The sequence below is a fragment of the Clostridium sp. Marseille-P7770 genome, assembly GCF_902143525.1.
Taxonomy (GTDB): domain Bacteria; phylum Bacillota; class Clostridia; order Lachnospirales; family Lachnospiraceae; genus Pilosibacter.
This window is the reverse complement of sequence record NZ_CABFVC010000004.1, coordinates 64,254-80,821: the sequence shown is the minus strand read 5'-3', so window position 1 is coordinate 80,821 and position 16,568 is coordinate 64,254. Positions and strand designations below refer to the sequence as shown.

General features: G+C 47.6%; 13 protein-coding genes and 3 pseudogenes. All 16 read left to right on the top strand.

Features of this window, described 5'->3' with window-relative positions; genetic code table 11:
• The first annotated feature begins 165 nt into the window (after positions 1 to 165).
• The 16 genes and pseudogenes from mobQ (at position 166) to FN001_RS10490 (ending at position 15,992) form a co-directional block, all read left to right on the top strand.
• The gene (gene mobQ, locus FN001_RS10580; protein WP_142411800.1) at positions 166 to 1,746 is read left to right on the top strand and encodes a MobQ family relaxase; all 1,581 of its coding nucleotides are present in this window, start codon (positions 166 to 168) and stop codon (positions 1,744 to 1,746) included.
• A 65-nt stretch (positions 1,747 to 1,811) separates the two neighbouring features.
• Positions 1,812 to 2,456, top strand: a complete 645-nt coding sequence (locus tag FN001_RS10575; RefSeq protein ID WP_142411799.1) for a CHC2 zinc finger domain-containing protein — start codon at positions 1,812 to 1,814, stop codon at positions 2,454 to 2,456.
• Positions 2,425 to 3,762 (top strand): virulence-associated E family protein, encoded by a 1,338-nt coding sequence (locus FN001_RS10570; RefSeq protein ID WP_038292699.1) that lies wholly within the window; start codon positions 2,425 to 2,427, stop codon positions 3,760 to 3,762. The genes FN001_RS10575 and FN001_RS10570 overlap by 32 nt, the downstream gene beginning before the upstream one ends.
• Before the next feature lie 241 nt (positions 3,763 to 4,003).
• A complete protein-coding gene (locus FN001_RS10560; RefSeq protein WP_004612761.1) occupies positions 4,004 to 4,201 on the top strand; it encodes a hypothetical protein in 198 nt (65 codons plus the stop codon).
• Positions 4,202 to 5,872 carry a recombinase family protein gene (locus FN001_RS10555; protein ID WP_142411798.1) on the top strand — a complete coding sequence of 557 codons (1,671 nt, stop codon included), beginning with the start codon at positions 4,202 to 4,204 and terminating at the stop codon, positions 5,870 to 5,872.
• Positions 5,873 to 6,100: 228 nt separating this feature from the next.
• A pseudogene (locus FN001_RS10550) lies at positions 6,101 to 6,184 on the top strand (Maff2 family mobile element protein); the annotation flags it as partial.
• Positions 6,185 to 6,490: 306 nt separating this feature from the next.
• Positions 6,491 to 7,357, top strand: coding sequence for a VirB6/TrbL-like conjugal transfer protein, CD1112 family (locus FN001_RS10545; protein ID WP_005929916.1), 867 nt, complete (start codon positions 6,491 to 6,493; stop codon positions 7,355 to 7,357).
• 17 nt (positions 7,358 to 7,374) lie between these two features.
• Complete coding sequence (locus FN001_RS10540) at positions 7,375 to 7,767, top strand: PrgI family protein (protein WP_002576402.1); 393 nt, start codon at positions 7,375 to 7,377, stop codon at positions 7,765 to 7,767.
• Positions 7,730 to 8,689, top strand: a pseudogene (locus FN001_RS10535) (VirB4-like conjugal transfer ATPase, CD1110 family); the annotation flags it as partial. The gene FN001_RS10540 and the pseudogene FN001_RS10535, both read left to right, overlap by 38 nt.
• 559 nt (positions 8,690 to 9,248) lie before the next feature.
• Positions 9,249 to 11,045, top strand: a complete 1,797-nt coding sequence (locus tag FN001_RS10525) for a reverse transcriptase domain-containing protein (RefSeq protein ID WP_142411016.1) — start codon at positions 9,249 to 9,251, stop codon at positions 11,043 to 11,045.
• 262 nt (positions 11,046 to 11,307) lie between these two features.
• Positions 11,308 to 12,516: a site-specific integrase gene (locus tag FN001_RS10520; RefSeq protein ID WP_185911898.1), complete on the top strand. Its 1,209-nt coding sequence runs from the start codon at positions 11,308 to 11,310 to the stop codon at positions 12,514 to 12,516.
• An 848-nt stretch (positions 12,517 to 13,364) separates the two neighbouring features.
• Complete coding sequence (locus tag FN001_RS10515) at positions 13,365 to 14,162, top strand: class I SAM-dependent methyltransferase (protein ID WP_142411797.1); 798 nt, start codon at positions 13,365 to 13,367, stop codon at positions 14,160 to 14,162.
• A gap of 102 nt (positions 14,163 to 14,264) precedes the next feature.
• A pseudogene (locus tag FN001_RS10510) lies at positions 14,265 to 14,726 on the top strand (O-acetyl-ADP-ribose deacetylase); the annotation flags it as partial.
• 34 nt (positions 14,727 to 14,760) lie between these two features.
• Positions 14,761 to 15,183: an MmcQ/YjbR family DNA-binding protein gene (locus FN001_RS10505; protein WP_142411796.1), complete on the top strand. Its 423-nt coding sequence runs from the start codon at positions 14,761 to 14,763 to the stop codon at positions 15,181 to 15,183.
• Positions 15,158 to 15,583 (top strand): hypothetical protein, encoded by a 426-nt coding sequence (locus FN001_RS10500; protein ID WP_142411795.1) that lies wholly within the window; start codon positions 15,158 to 15,160, stop codon positions 15,581 to 15,583. Before FN001_RS10505 ends, FN001_RS10500 begins: the two co-directional genes overlap by 26 nt.
• Before the next feature lie 190 nt (positions 15,584 to 15,773).
• Positions 15,774 to 15,992, top strand: coding sequence for an XRE family transcriptional regulator (locus FN001_RS10490; protein WP_142411794.1), 219 nt, complete (start codon positions 15,774 to 15,776; stop codon positions 15,990 to 15,992).
• Positions 15,993 to 16,568 lie beyond the last annotated feature (576 nt).

Sequence of the window (16,568 nt, the reverse complement as noted above, 5' to 3'; positions counted from 1 at the left end):
TCACATCGGGTCAACTTGCCCCGAACTTTTACAATTAAATACCCGCCGCCCACATAGCGGCACACCGAGCAGGAAATCTGAAAAAGGTCTCCTGCTTTTTTTCTGCCCAAAATGAGGTGGTAAAACGCCACCCCGTCCACCAATTAGCGAAAGGAGGGACACGAAATGCCCTGTCCACACAACGAAATCACGATTGTTCAGCGCAGCCAGCGGCAGTCTGCGGTTGCCGCCGCTGCTTACCAGAGTGGCGAAAAGCTGTTCTGTGAATACGACCAGCAAGTGAAGCACTACCCGGAAAAGCGTGGTATCGTCCACAATGAGATTCTGCTCCCAGCAAATGCCCCGCCGGAGTATGCAGACCGTAATACCTTATGGAACGCCGCCGAAGCTGTGGAAAAACAATGGAACTCCCAGCTTGCAAGGAGGTGGGTGCTTACCATCCCAAGAGAGATACCACCCGACCAGTATGCTGTCCTTGTCCAGGAGTTTTGTGAGCAGCAGTTTGTTTCCAAAGGCATGATTGCTGATTTTGCAATCCATGACCCCCATCCGCCGGGACACAATCCCCACGCCCATGTTCTGCTGACTATGAGGGCAATGGACGAACATGGGAAATGGCTTCCCAAGAGCCGTAAGGTTTATGACCTTGACGAAAATGGGGAACGAATAAAACTTCCGTCCGGCAGATGGAAAAGTCACAAGGAGGATACGGTGGACTGGAACGACCAGAAGTATTGTGAAATCTGGCGGCATGAGTGGGAGGTCATCCAGAACCGCTATCTGGAAGCCAATGACCGCCCGGAGCGTGTGGACTTGCGTTCCTATGCCAGACAGGGGCTTGATATTGTCCCTACTGTCCATGAGGGGGCTGCTGTCCGGCAGATGGAAAAACGTGGTATCCAGACGAATATCGGCAACCTGAACCGGGAAATCAGAGCCGCCAACCGCCTGATGAAGTCCATCCGGCAGCTTATCCAAAACCTCAAAGGCTGGATTACCGAGCTGGGAGAAAAACGGAAGGAGCTGCTTGCACAAAAGGCGGCGGAGGAAGCGACACTTCTTCCCAATCTGCTGATGAAGTATATGGAGATACGAAAGGAAGAACGGAAGGACTGGACAAGGGCTGGACAGAACCGGGGAACTTCACAGGACTTAAAGGCAGTCAGCGAAGCCCTGTCCTATCTCCGGCAAAAGGGGCTTTCCACTGTGGAGGACTTAGAAGCGTTTCTGGAATCTTCCGGGAAATCAGCCGCAGATTACCGCAATCAGATGAAGCCAAAGGAAGCCCGGAGCAAAGTGATTGACGGGATTCTTGCCAGCCGGACAGACTGCAAAGAATGTAAGGCTGTCTATGAGAAGTACCAGAAGATATTTTTTAAGAAAACAAAGGAGAAATTCAAACAGGAACACCCGGAGGTTGCCCGGTATGAGAAAGCCGCTGACTACCTTGCCAAGCACCCGGACGATAAGGACAGTACCCAAAAGGAGCTGCAAGAGGAGCAGGAAACGCTTCTCAGCGAAATCGCAGAACTGAAAGTACCGTTGACCGAGGTACAGGAGGATTTGAAGAAGCTGCGGGACATCCGCTACTGGGTACGGAAAGCCACACCCGGCACAGAAGAAAGCAAAGAGCCGTCCAAGAAGCAGTCCCTCAAAGAAGTCTTGCAGGATAAGGCGAACGAGAAAAAAGCACAAAGAACTGTCCCGGCACAGACGAAACACAAACAACAGGATATGGAACTTTAACAGGCACTTGCCATTTTCAATCAGAGAATGTCAGGTGCTTTTCTTATTTTTAAGGAGGGATAGATTTGAATGTATTTGAAGCTGTGAAGCAGTCCGTTACAACAAGACAGGCTGCGGAGCATTATGGAATCCGTGTAGGTCGGAACGGGATGGCTTGTTGCCCGTTCCATAACGATAAAACCCCAAGCATGAAGCTGGATCGGCGTTACCACTGCTTCGGCTGCGGTGCGGATGGGGATGTGATTGATTTTACCGCCGCCCTGTATGGGCTGGGAAAGAAAGAAGCCGCCGTACAACTGGCACAGGACTTTGGAATTTCCCATGAGGACTGGAAACCGCCGGGAAAGGTAAAAAAGCCCAAGCCCCGGCAGAAATCCCCGGAGGAACAGTTTCAGGAAGCAAAGAACCGCTGCTTCCGTATCCTTGCCGATTATCTCCACCTGCTTAGGGCATGGAGAAAGGATTATGTCCCGCACTCCCCGGAGGAAGCCGTTCATCCCCGGTTTGTGGAAGCCTTACAGAAGCAAGCCCAAGTGGAATATCTGCTGGATATGCTGCTGTTCGGGGAGACAGAGGAAAAAGCGGCTTTGATTACGGACTACGGAAAGGATGTGATACAGCTTGAACAACGAATGGCAGAGCTTGCAGCCGCAGACGCAGCAAGAACTAAAAAACACCATGAACGCTATGCAGCCGCCCCAGAGCATTGAGGAAATCAAGGCGGGGCTGGAAACTACCGAGAAAGGCGGTGTCCGTCAGAGCATACGGAACTGCCTGACCGTATTCCAGCGTGACCCGCTGCTTTCCGGGGCTATCGCATACAACATTCTGACCGACCGCAAGGACATCATAAAGCCCATCGGTTTTCACAGGGAAAGCACCGCCCTGAACGATACGGACATGAAGTATCTGCTTCTTTATCTGGAAGAAACCTATGGGCTTACCAATGAGAAAAAGATTGATAACGCCATCGGGATTGTGGCGAATGAAAACAAGTACCATCCCATCCGGGACTATCTCAATACCCTTGTGTGGGACGGGACAGAACGAATCCGTTTCTGCCTGCGGCACTTTCTGGGGGCTGACGCAGACGATTACACCTATGAAGCGTTGAAGCTGTTCCTGCTGGGTGCAATCTCACGAGCCTTTCAGCCGGGGTGCAAGTTTGAAATCATGCTCTGTCTGGTAGGTGGTCAGGGGGCTGGCAAGTCCACCTTCTTCCGTCTGCTGGCAGTCCGGGACGAGTGGTTCTCCGATGATTTGCGGAAGCTGGACGATGACAATGTGTATCGCAAGCTGCAAGGTCACTGGATTATCGAAATGTCGGAAATGATGGCAACCGCAAACGCCAAGAGCATTGAGGAAATCAAGTCATTTTTAAGCCGGCAGAAAGAGGTTTACAAGATACCCTATGAAACCCACCCGGCAGACCGCCCCCGTCAGTGCGTGTTTGGCGGCACTTCCAATGCCCTTGACTTCCTGCCCCTTGACCGTTCCGGCAACCGCCGCTTTATCCCCGTCATGGTGTACCCGGAGCAAGCCGAGGTTCACATTTTGGAGGATGAAGCTGCTTCCAGAGCCTATATCGAGCAGATGTGGGCAGAAGCTATGGAGATTTACCGAAGCGGCAGGTTCAAGCTGGCTTTCAGCCCCGCCATGCAGCGGTATCTCAAAGAACACCAGCGGGATTTTATGCCGGAGGACACCAAAGCCGGGATGATACAGGCGTATCTTGATAAGTACACCGGGAGCATGGTCTGCTCCAAGCAGCTCTACAAGGAAGCCTTGAACCATGCCTTTGACGAGCCGAAACAATGGGAAATCCGGGAAATCAACGAGATTATGAACCAGTGCATTGACCGCTGGCGGTACTTCCCGAACCCAAGAATGTTTTCAGAATATGGCAGACAAAAGGGCTGGGAGCGTGAAAACCCGGCAACGGACTCCGGCAACCCGTCTGAAAAAACGATGGATGGTTTTGTGGAGGTCACAGAACAGATGGAGCTTCCATTCTGAAAATGACAGCCCGTTGCACCCCCTGTTGCTATCCCGTTGCCGAGCCGGTTGCCGGGGAAAATCCCGAAACTATCGGCTTTTCTCCCCTATGACAACCAAAACAACAGAAAAATAAAAGAAAAGTATAAATAGTAACCATCGCCAGATTGAGATTGTTTGCAAGGTCTTTTGAAGCCCGTTGCCGGACTTCGTTGCCGACACCCTCTGTCTGGCTATTTTCATGTATGGAGGATAACTGCCTATGGCAAAAAACAAAACAGAGATTCATGTTACAACGGTGTTTGACGGGGAACTGGACGCAACCGATGTGTTCGTCAGCCTGATTTCCCAGAAATATGGAAAGACAAATACAAAAGAATATCTTGCTAAAAAGAAAGATTTGAAGTATAATGAAGATGAGGTTCAAAAGAGCCAGATACCGTCTGGATTGTGTGGGTAAATGGCTATGATGAACGAAATGGAATATAGAACAATCGGAAAGGCACTTGCCGGGGGCTATCGTGCAGCGGTCTATTGCAGGCTGTCAAAGGACGATGACCTACAAGGCGAAAGTGCCAGTATCGCAAACCAGCGTGATATGCTGGAAAAATACTGCGAAAAGCAGGGATGGGAGGTTGTGGCAGTCTATCAGGACGATGGTTTCACAGGTCTTAATATGGAGCGTCCTGATTTACAGAGAATGTTGAGAGCCATTGAGCGCAGGCAGATCAACCTTGTCATCACGAAAGACCTCAGCCGTCTGGGGCGTAACTATCTGCAAACCGGGCATTTGATTGAGGACTTTTTCCCAAGAAACGGTGTCCGCTATATCGCCATGAATGACGGTATCGACACCCTGCGGGATAACAACGATATTGCCCCGTTCAAGAATATCCTGAACGAGATGTACAGCAAGGATATTTCCAAGAAAGTCCATTCCTCTTATCTTATGAAAGCGCAGAAAGGACATTTTACGGGGTGTCTTGCCCCGTTTGGGTATCGGAAAGACCCGGAGGACAAAAACCATCTGCTCATTGACGAGGAAACCGCCCCGATTGTGCGGCTGATTTTCGGATATGCCCTAAACGGTCATGGTCCGAACTATATCCGCAGACGGCTGGAGGAAGAAAAAATCCCCTGCCCCACATGGTGGAACCGGGAACGGGGGCTTCGCAATACCCGCACCAAATGGGAAAAGAAAGACCCGGAAAATGGGCGGTATATGTGGGACTTCTCCGTTATCAAAGACCTTTTGATGAATCCCGTCTACACTGGGGCGATTGCTTCCCAGAAAAAGGACTACCGCTTCAAAATCGGCACGATTGGGGAAAAGAAGCCGGAGGACTGGATTGTGGTGGAGGGACAGCATGAACCGCTGATTGACCGCATGAGCTTTGATATTGTGCAGAACAAGCTGAAATCCCGCCAGCGTCCGGGACAGACCAATGAAATCAGCCTGTTTGCCGGACTGATAAAATGCGGCGAGTGTGGGAAGTCGCTGACGATACGCTACACAAACGCAAAACATCCCCAGCAGATTTATTCCTGCAAGACCTACAATGCCTTTGGAAAGAACCACTGCACCCAGCACCGGATTGACTATGACACCCTTTACAGCCATGTGCTGCGGAAAATCCGGGAATGTGCCAGAGCTGCCCTGATGGACGGGAAAGCGGTTGCCGACCGCCTGACTAATACCTGTGAAGCCGAGCAGCGGGAACAGCGGGAAGCAATGGAACGCTCCCTTACAAGGGACGAGGAACGGATTGAGGTTCTGGATAAAATGGTCATGCGGCTTTATGAGGATATGATTGCAGGGCGTATCAGTGAGCAGAATTTCAACACCATGCTGGAAAAGACACAGACCGAGCAGACGGAGCTTAAAGCAAAAGTGTCCGAGGGCAGGAAGCGGCTGTCCGATGAAGCCCAGCTTGCCAATGACGCAAAACAATGGGTGGAAGCCATTCAGGAATATGCCAACATCACAGAGCTGGACGCAGCCACCCTTAACCGCTTAATCAAAGAAATCGTCGTGCATGAGCGCATTGACGAAGATAAAACAAGACACATTTCTATCGAAATTCATTTTAATCTCAAACCCATCCCGGAGGTGGAACAGGTCACTGCCTGACCTGTCCCGCCGGGACGNCGCTTAATCAAAGAAATCGTCGTGCATGAGCGCATTGACGAAGATAAAACAAGACACATTTCTATCGAAATTCATTTTAATCTCAAACCCATCCCGGAGGTGGAACAGGTCACTGCCTGACCTGTCCCGCCGGGACGATTCTCTTAAAAACACCATATAGATTTTTTGTACGCCGCCGCCCGCCATCGAGCAGAGTTTTACACCTAATTGGGGATAAAACAGCTGATGGCTGGTGGCGGCGTGGCACTGATCGGCACAACTCTGGTGCCGCTGCTTTCCGGTCTGTTCGGTTAAGCAAAAGCTGTCGGAGCGAAGATTCCGACCGGGCGGCGAAAGCTGCCTGTTACATAGTCAGGTGCAGGCAATCTCCGCAGCTGGCTATTTTCTGCGCTCTCCGGCAGGTGCACATGTTGGAAGTATGGCGCAGAACCGCAGTTTAGAATCGCACCGGCTGATAGGCCGGACAAGTTACAGGAGGACAAATCTATGGCGTTTCTTACTATAACTGCATCGGCACTGTCTCTTTTCTCCCAGCTGTTCATGCTTCTGTCCCGGATGGCGAAGCTGTTCGGCGTGTTTGCGTAAGGAAGGAGGCGGCTCATGCAGAGTATCCTTGAACAGATCACAGATTGGCTCAAGAGCATGATCATCAGCGGTATCATGGGAAATCTTTCAGGGATGTTCGATTCGGTCAACCAGCAGGTTGGACAGATCGCAGGCGATGTGGGAACCACACCGGCGAACTTTTCACCTGCGGTATTTTCTATGATCCGCAACATCTCGGAATCCGTGATCCTGCCCATTGCCGGAATGGTGCTGACTTTCATTGCCTGTTATGAGCTGATCCAGATGCTCATCGAGCATAACAATCTGGCAAATTTCGAGACCTGGACATTTTTCAAATGGGTCTTTAAGACCTTTCTGGCAGTGACTCTGATCTCGAACACATTCAATATCACGATGGCTGTCTTTGATGTGGCGCAGCAAGTGATTTCCCGAAGCGGCGGTCTGATTTCCGGCAGCACGTCCGTCAGCGATGCGACCCTGACAGCGATGCAGGCTACACTGGAAGGGATGGACTTGGGACCGCTGCTGGGACTGTATTTGCAGACCTTTGTGGTTCAGGTCACGATGCTGGCATTGTCGGCTATCATCTTTGTCATCGTGTATGGCCGAATGGTGGAAATATATCTCATGGTGAGCCTTGCGCCGATTCCATTCGCAACCTTTGGAAACCATGAGCAGAGCCATACTGGTCAAAACTACCTGCGCTCCCTGTTTGCACTGGGATTCCAAGGCTTTCTTATCATGATCTGTGTAGGCATCTATGCAGTTCTGATTCAGAACCTGTCCTTTTCGGATAACATCATCAGCAGCATTTGGGGCGTTTTGGGATATACGGTTTTGCTGGCATTTACCCTGTTTAAGACGGGAAGCCTCGCGAAATCCGTGTTTGCAGCGCACTAAGAGAGGAGGAATGATTCATGGCATCTTATATTTCTGTGCCGCGAGACCTTTCAAAGGTCAAAACTAAGGTCTTTATGAACCTGACCAAACGGCAGATTCTCTGCTTCGGAGCCGGTGCGCTGATTGGCGTTCCGGTTTTCTTTTTGCTCAAATCCAGCGGGAATCTGAGCCTTGCCGCACTTGGCATGATGGCAGTAATGCTGCCGCTTTTCTTTCTTGCCATGTACGAGAAAGACGGTCAGCCGCTGGAAGTGGTGGCAAAGCACTTCTATGAGGCAAAGTTCAAGAGGCCGAAAACGCGGCCTTACAAAACAAAAAATTACTATGCACTGCTGGTACAGCAGGCAGACGTGGAAATGGAGGTAAATCGCATTGTTCAAAATTCTCGAAAAGCTGACAGCGAAGAATAAAAAGCAGGATGACATCCGAATGCCGTCTCATCTGTCAGCCGCAGAGCAGAAACAAGTGCAGACGGTGATCGACCGTGCAAGGGGTGACCGCACGGTTCCGCACTCGGCACAGGAGAGCATTCCCTTTCAGCGGATGTTCCCGGATGGTATCTGCCGTGTGACGGACAACTACTATACCAAAACCATTCAGTTTCAGGACATCAATTACCAGCTGGCACAACAGGAAGATCAGACAGCTATCTTTGAGGAATGGTGCAGCTTCCTGAACTTCTTTGATTCCAGCATCCGCTTCGAGCTTTCTTTTATGAATATGGCTACGGATGCCTCGAATTTTGAGAAGATGGTGCGTATCCCGTACCAGAAGGATCATTTTAATCCGGTGCGCACGGAGTACAGCACCATGCTCCGCCGTCAGCTTGCCCAGGGCAACAACGGCCTGACCAAGACGAAGTACCTGACGTTTGGCATTGAGGCGGAATCCATGAAGCAGGCAAAGCCGAGGCTCATTCACATCGAGATCGACCTGATGAACAACTTCAAACGCTTGGGTGTCCGGGCAAAATTGCTGAACGGCAAGGAACGGCTTCATTTGATGCACGATATGTTCCACATGGGTGACCATGACCGATTCAAATTCGATTGGAAGTGGCTGCCGGAGAGCGGGCTGTCGGTGAAGGACTTTATTGCACCGACCGGTTTTGCCTTTCCGAAGAACCGTGTTTTTCAGATGGGTGGGATGTATGGTTCCATGTCCTATCTCCAGATTACGGCTTCCGACCTGTCGGATCAGCTGCTGAAGGACTTTTTGGATATGGAATCCAGCCAGATTGTGACCATGCACATTCAGTCGGTAGACCAGAATAAAGCAATCAAGTCCATTAAGCACACCATTACGGAGCTGGATCGTTCCAAGATTGAGGAAGTGCGCCCAGATAGGGCATTGTGTAGTGTAGCATAAGGGACTACCCCGTAGGATAACGCGGGAAACAACCTGCCTAACCGAAAGGCGAAAGCTGAAACGGGAACAGAGCACGGCAGGAAAGCGGTAAGTCACTGAAAGACAGTATTGTGCGACTGAACCGCCATGTTAAGCGGATACGAGGATGAAGTTGGGTTTACTGATACGCAAGTTTCTAATTTCTGTTATTTTCAGGCGGAGGAAAATGTCTGAAACCTCTGTCATGAACGCGATGGATGATGCTCTTCCATCCATCGGTTATCTCAATGTTCATGGAATCTGTAGGAGAACCTATGGCAAGGAAACGAAAGCGCATACCGACAATCCGCATTTCCCTACACACAATGTTAACTGGGGATACCCTACACAGGAACGCCTGAAAAGGCTATGGCTGTAGAGCCTGAAAATCCTGCATGGGTACGGAACGCTCATAGTAGTCCGAGAGGGATAATGACCCTTACATGGCGAAGGAGCGTAGTTATTGTGTACTAAAATAGAACGTTGATTAGGGAGGAAAACCTCATTGCAACCAACAACCGAAATTTTAGAAAGAATCAGCAAAGACTCATTAACCCATAAGGAAGAAGTATTTACTAGATTGTATCGCTATCTGCTGCGCCCAGATATTTACTATCAGGCATACCAGCGTCTGTACACGAACAAGGGTGCATCGACAAAAGGTATCAATCAAGACACAGCAGACGGTTTCAGCGAAGCTAAGATTGAAAAAATCATTCAGTCCTTGGCAGATGAAACCTATCAGCCCACGCCAGTACGACGAACTTATATTGCAAAGAAAAGCAATCCGAAGAAGAAGCGTCCATTAGGTATTCCGACCTTTACGGACAAATTGGTTCAAGAAGCACTCCGTATGATATTGGAAGCAATTTATGAACCGCTCTTTCTGGACTGCTCGCATGGATTCCGCCCGAAAAGAAGCTGTCACACCGCATTAGACAAATTGAAGTACCAATTTGGTGGTGTGCGTTGGTTTGTTGAGGGGGATATTAAAGAGTGCTTTGACAATATAAATCACGATGCACTGGTTGGATTTATCGGCAGCAAGGTCAAAGATGCACGCATCGTAAAACTGGTCTACAAATTTCTAAAAGCAGGATATTTGGAAGATTGGGTTTACCACAAAACCTACAGCGGCACACCGCAAGGCGGTATTCTTTCACCGTTGCTGGCAAACATCTATCTGCACGAACTTGATAAATTCGTCATGCAGCTAAAAGACGAATTTGATACTCCTGAAAAAGGGAAAATCACCCCGGAATACCGTGAACTGCACAATAGAATCAAAAATCTTTGCTACCACATCGACAGAAAGAATGGAGTAGAAAGAGAAAACATGATTGCAGAGTGTAAAACACTCCGCAAACAACTTTTGAAAACTCCATGCACAGCACAGACGGATAAAAAGCTCAAATATATCCGCTATGCAGATGATTTTATTATTGGTGTAAAGGGCAGTAAAGAGGATTGCCAGTGGATTAAGAGCAAACTCTCTGAGTTTATTGGGCAAACACTCAAGATGGAACTCAGCGAAGAAAAGACACTTATTACCCACAGCGGTGAATGTGCCCGGTTCTTAGGTTTTGATGTTCGTGTCAGAAGATGTGAGAAAGTAAAGCGGAACAAGAAAGGCACAAAAGCGAGAACTCTCAACAACCATGTTGAGCTGCTAGTGCCATTCGATGACAAAATCCACAACTTTATTTTCTCAAAGGGTATAGCGATACAGAAAAAGGACGGAAAGCTATTTCCCGTTCACAGAAATTCCCTGCTACGGCTGACAGACCTTGAGATAGTCACAGTTTACAACGATGAGTTGAGAGGTATTTGTAATTATTACGGAATAGCCAGCAACTTCTGTAAACTGAAATATCTGTCTTACCTTATGGAATACAGCTGCCTAAAAACGCTTGCAGCAAAACACAAAAGCAAAATCTCAAAAGTTGTTGCTATGTATAAAGACGGAACTGGCGAATGGGGTATCCCCTACGAAACGAAAAAGAAAGCCAAGCGCCGCTATTTCGCCAACTATATGGACTGTAAAGATGCGAAAATTTCAACAGACTGCATTAGCAATGCCGCAATTATTTATGGTCAGTCGGTAACACCGCTTGAGAAGCGTTTGAAAGCAAGAATTTGTGAACTTTGTGGCACAACGGAAAGCGAACGTTACGAAATCCACCATATCAATAAACTGAAAAACCTTAAAGGAAAAGAACCGTGGGAAATCGCAATGTTAGCAAAACGGCGAAAGACACTTGTAGTGTGTGAGCACTGCCACCATCTAATTCACAATCAATGAGTTTTTCTGACCGAACAATGACAGAGCCGTATACTTCGAGAGAGGTAAGTACGGTTCCCGGAGAGGGTGATGCAAACCTGCTATTGCAAGATAGTAAGGCGGCAGCTCCCTACTCCACNTCTAATTCACAATCAATGAGTTTTTCTGACCGAACAATGACAGAGCCGTATACTTCGAGAGAGGTAAGTACGGTTCCCGGAGAGGGTGATGCAAACCTGCTATTGCAAGATAGTAAGGCGGCAGCTCCCTACTCCACACAATAATGACAAGAAAAAAAGTAGTGCCGGAATATGGAACAATTATGAAGAGGGGGGTTCAATATTACAGAACACGAATGCAGGATGCGGATGGAAAATGGATTTCGCTATATGCACAGACTCCTGAAGAGCTGTACGATAAATCCGTTGAGATGAAGCGCAGTATTGAGGATGAAATATTCCGGAAGAATAATCCGACAGTAGCTGAGTATTGCGAAAAATGGTTGAAGATGCGCTCGGCGAGTGTGCGAGAAAACACATTGAGCGGATATGAGCGCACGATAAGAAAATACATTATTGGAGCTATTGGAGATATGTATATGGACGAAGTGACGACCGATGACCTTCGCTTGCTGCTGGTTCCAATCTCCAAGCAATCAGCTTCCCTGTACAGCAAAATGAATATGCTGATCAAATGTGTTTTCTATTCAGCAGAAGAAAGCAAAATCATCAGTTATAATCCGGCTGCGTCGCTTTCTGCAAAAGGCGGAACACCAAAGCAGGAAAAGAAGGCATTGACGGATGAGCAGGTGAAAATTCTTCTGGATACAATCAGGGGATTACCACCGTATGTTTTTGTAATGATTGGGCTGTACGCAGGGTTGCGGCGGGAAGAAATTCTTGCACTGCGATGGGATTGTGTTTTCCTGGATGGTGCCACCCCATATATTTCGGTACGGCGAGCATGGCGTTCTGTGAACAATCGTCCAGTGATTTCAACAGAATTAAAAACGCCAGCAGCTAAAAGGGACATTCCTATTCCGGGCAAGCTGGTGGAATGTTTGAAAGAGGCAAAAGAAAAGTCAAAATCGGAATATGTGATCTCGGACAGGAATGGTAATGCTTTGGCTGAATCCCAGTTCGTGAGGGTATGGAAGTACATAGCAGTTCGTTCTACGGAAGAACGCTGCTATTACACCTATGTGAATGGGCAGAAGATTAAGCATGTTGTAAAGCCGAAACTTGGTGAGCATCAGCCGAACAATCCGAAGTTGGTATATACGATGGATTTTCAAGTGACACCGCATCAATTGCGTCACACCTATATCACGAACCTGATTTATGCTTCGGTTGATCCTAAAACCGTACAGTATCTTGCCGGACACGAAAACAGCAAGGTGACTATGGACATTTACGCCAAAGTCAAGTATAATAAACCTGCCCAATTACATGGGGTGATCAACAGAGCAATCGACACATCAAAAAAAGATTAGGGTTAAAATCCGACAAAAGCCCACAAAATTGTGGGTTTAAGAACTGGTGGACGAAGAGCAAAAGGCTTGAAAAACCGCGTAATATCAAGCAAAATCGAGCTTCGGTTTCGTGAAGTACGGTCTCAAAGCAGCTCGTCGCGCTCCGCAGTTCAGCAAGCGATAATTTTCGCGATGGCCATGAGCCATGCGACATCAAATATAAAAAGCTTCGCCCATGCTTGCATGGCGCGGAGCTTTTTTATGCAGCAGGAAATTCCTCGGAATTCCCTGCTGCATAAAAAGGCACTAACGTGCCAAAGATGCGCACTCGCGCGAAGATGTAGATTGTCGCAAGCGACCGCGCGAGGCGCGAGAATGTGCCAAGGCACATTCTTTTATTTGATGTCATAGGGCGAAGCCCGTGATTGAGGAAAACCGAAGGTTTTTCGAGGGAAGCAAGGCGGCTTATACCCAAACGGGTGACAAAAATTTGCCCCCATTTGACCTGACGAGGGCCGTTTTCACTGGAGTCTGGCATAATCTGACCAAATCTGAACAATTAAATACGATTCTAATGCAGGCGCTCAGCAACAAATAACTGGGTGCTTTTTGTCATGGCGAGGAGGAAAGTGACTATCGTGCTTGCACGAATAGTCATTTGACGACCGCTGATCAGTGTGAGATGCTCGAAGGGTATCTCACACTGAATTTCAGAGGAAAAGATTCCGGCATTAGAAAGGGCCGTCACTTTACATAGCTAAACAGTTTGCGGATGAACGGTTTTGAGCTATGAAGCTATGGAATCTGTAGGTAATATCTGATAAAATAATAAGAACAGCAATATAAATCGGATTTGGAGGTGTGTTGCAATGCCAGCTTTGAAAGGATTAGAATGGACGTTTGATACAGTTTCGTCTACATATGAGAAGTCACGTCCTGGTTATGTAAAAGAATTGTATCAAACATTGCTTGACTATATTCCTATTAACGAAAATAGCAATGTGGTTGAGGTGGGAAGTGGTGGAGGCCAAGCAACGGCTCCAATTTTAGCAACTGGATGTCAATTGACAGCAGTAGAATGTGGAAAACGATTCTCTGAATTGTTAAAAGATAAATTTAATGAGTATCAAAAATTTTCAGTCGTTACAGGTAAATTTGAAGATACAGTGTTTGAGGACAATACCTTTGATTTAGTATTTTCTGCAACGGCCTTTCATTGGGTACCAGAGAAAATCGGATATGAAAAAGTATTTTCTATGCTGAAAAATGGTGGTGCTTTTGCACGTTTTGCGAACCATCCGTATCGTGATAAAGAAAATATAGAGCTTTCACAAGAAATAGATAAGATTTATGACCTGTATTACAATAAGTATTACAATAAAGAACGTGAAACAATATCTGAATATACGGAACAGCAGGCAAAAGAGATAGCAATGATTGCAAGCAAATATGGTTTTTCAGATATTAGATATGAGTTATTTTATCGAGAACGAGTATTTTCCGCAAATGAGTATATTGAACTTCTTGGAACATATTCAAACCATATTGCAATTGAAGAAAGTATAAGAACAGAGTTCTTTGCTAAAATTAAAGAAGCAATTAACAACCATGGTGGTATAATAAAAATCCATGATACTATTGATTTACAATTAGCGAGAAAACGTTAAATTCAAGTCACCGTTCCTTACAGGATCACAGGTTGAAATTTTGATTCGTGAATTGAAAAAGAAGCATGTTTAACGAGGCAGCAGAAAGGTGAAAAATAAGCAATGCCCTTACAAATTATCAGAAACGATATTACAAAAATGAGTGTTGACGCAATCGTCAATGCTGCCAACACTTCTCTTTTAGGCGGTGGTGGTGTGGATGGCTGCATTCATCGTGCCGCCGGACCGGAGCTGCTTGCAGAGTGCAGTACACTGCATGGCTGCGAGACCGGCAGCGCAAAAATCACAAAGGGGTACCGTTTGCCCTGCAAATATGTGATCCATGCAGTCGGCCCGCGCTGGCGGGATGGCAAGCATCAGGAACCGGAGCTTCTGGAGTCCTGTTATCGGACATCTCTGAACCTGGCGAAAGAAAATGGCTGTCAATCGGTGGCCTTTCCGCTGATTTCCTCCGGCATTTACGGCTATCCAAAAGACCAGGCTCTGAAGGTTGCAGTCGATACCATCAGTACGTTCCTGATGGAAAATGAGATGATGGTTTACATCGTTATCTTTGACCGAAAGACATGATAGATCGGCTGGAAGGAGGATCGATGGAGTGACACGACAAGAATTATTTACATGGATACGCCAGCAGTACGGCACAGAGCCGGAATACCCCTGGCATGACCGGAATGCTGTGCTGCGGCACGACGACAATCATAAATGGTATGGTGTGGTTCTGGAAGTATCTGCTGATAAGTTGGGACTGCCGGAAGCAGGCATCATGGATGTCCTCAATGTGAAAAGCGATCCGCTGCTGATCGGCTCTCTACGCGGGCAGGATGGTTATTTTCCAGCCTATCACATGAACAAGGAAAAATGGCTCAGTATTCAGCTTGGCAAACCGGAGCTGGATGATGCCATCAAAGACCTGCTTTCTTTGAGCCATGAGCTGACAGCACCGAAAAAGCGCAACAAAAAGTCATCAGCAAATAATCCGGGAGATTCCGCAAATGGCAAAGAAACTGACGAAGGCTGAGCGAAAGGAAGCACGCCTCCGAAAAGGCAAGCAGTGGCTGCTCACCTATACCGGCTCGCCGAAAAAGATGAACAAGCATTACCGGGAACGCTTTCATGTGGATGCTGTGACTGCCGCTAAAGATTTGCAGCAGCTTGGAGTTAATTATACACAGGAGCAGCTCGACCAGATTAAACAGGCTGAAGAACAGCGACTTCGGCAGCGGAGAATGGAGAGAGAAGCGAAAGAACGGGAGCGTCTGGCAAAACTGTATGAGGACTGCGATGATCGTTTTGTCTTTATTGCTGGATATACAGATGGCGGCGCACCGTTCGGTGTGATGTGGGAAGAAGTCGGCATTGATCCGGGATTGCCGTTCGAGGAAAAAGTGAAGCTCTATCATATGCAGATGTTAGGCTGATAATTGTGCAAGCGCCGCCTTTTTCATGGGCTTCTACGACATAGGTGCCGCTGCTTCCCAGCAGGTACTCAGTAGTAGTATTCAGCGCATCCGCAATCTTCTGGATCGTAACCATATTGGATGGTTTGCGGCTCCTTTTTTGACCTTCCATTGGTCCGGTTCTGTACCGGCTGTGCGGAAGGAGAAACGCATGCATTTTGACGCAAAAAAGTTTGGTAAGAGACTTCACGATGTTCGCATTTCCCGTGGCATTACACAGGAGGAGCTGGCGGTCCGCCGGGGACTGGCAAGCAAGCAGCATGTCAGCACAGATTATCCTTTGATGGGCAGCGATCCAAGAAAAGAGGAAGTCAAAAGTGATCTCCTGAGCATTATTTTGGAGCTGTCTACGATTGCGAAGAAAATCTAAAAAGCAATTTGTCGCTCTGCAAGCATCATATACCTCGTTGGGAAACCAACGGGGCGTTTTTTTGCTCTGAATCAGACGATACAGAGCACAGGAAGGGTTAAAACTAACGGTATAACGAATAATACAGATATGTTGGATTTGAACCTGCCGAAATATAATTATGTTTTTTTGCGTAAGCATCTGGAGGAGGGGATATATCAGGTTTCTGCTGTTTCTGCATCGGATGTACTGAAACGAAATACAGACTCTTTACGCTGTGCGGTTGAGAATGATGTGTTTGCCTCGCATCCGCAGGATTCGCTTTTGGTCGAGTTGGGAATGGGGTATTAGGTGCAATATAACTGCTGACGGCGTAGAATCTTGGTGGCTAACTTGGTGGATAGCTTGATGGGTGTCACCATCTAAGTTATCATGGGTTGCGTCATAGGATGTATCATTGGCTGTGCCCATGAAATCAATTACTGCTGAGGAAAACTCAGTCTTATAGCCTTAATGCAAACCACTATTCTGAAGGGGAGCAATGAATTGTAACTGAAACGTTGACAAAATAAATGTGAAACTAAAATTAGTCTCCAA

Excerpts from the sequence above, each read along its gene's own strand:
- mobQ (WP_142411800.1), top strand. The coding sequence starts at position 166 with ATGCCCTGTCCACACAACGAAATCACGATTGTTCAGCGCAGCCAGCGG.
- FN001_RS10570 (WP_038292699.1), top strand. The coding sequence starts at position 2,425 with ATGAACGCTATGCAGCCGCCCCAGAGCATTGAGGAAATCAAGGCGGGG.
- FN001_RS10560 (WP_004612761.1), top strand. The coding sequence starts at position 4,004 with ATGGCAAAAAACAAAACAGAGATTCATGTTACAACGGTGTTTGACGGG.
- FN001_RS10555 (WP_142411798.1), top strand. The coding sequence starts at position 4,202 with ATGGCTATGATGAACGAAATGGAATATAGAACAATCGGAAAGGCACTT.
- FN001_RS10545 (WP_005929916.1), top strand. The coding sequence starts at position 6,491 with ATGCAGAGTATCCTTGAACAGATCACAGATTGGCTCAAGAGCATGATC.
- FN001_RS10540 (WP_002576402.1), top strand. The coding sequence starts at position 7,375 with ATGGCATCTTATATTTCTGTGCCGCGAGACCTTTCAAAGGTCAAAACT.
- FN001_RS10520 (WP_185911898.1), top strand. The coding sequence starts at position 11,308 with ATGACAAGAAAAAAAGTAGTGCCGGAATATGGAACAATTATGAAGAGG.
- FN001_RS10515 (WP_142411797.1), top strand. The coding sequence starts at position 13,365 with ATGCCAGCTTTGAAAGGATTAGAATGGACGTTTGATACAGTTTCGTCT.
- FN001_RS10500 (WP_142411795.1), top strand. The coding sequence starts at position 15,158 with ATGGCAAAGAAACTGACGAAGGCTGAGCGAAAGGAAGCACGCCTCCGA.
- FN001_RS10490 (WP_142411794.1), top strand. The coding sequence starts at position 15,774 with ATGCATTTTGACGCAAAAAAGTTTGGTAAGAGACTTCACGATGTTCGC.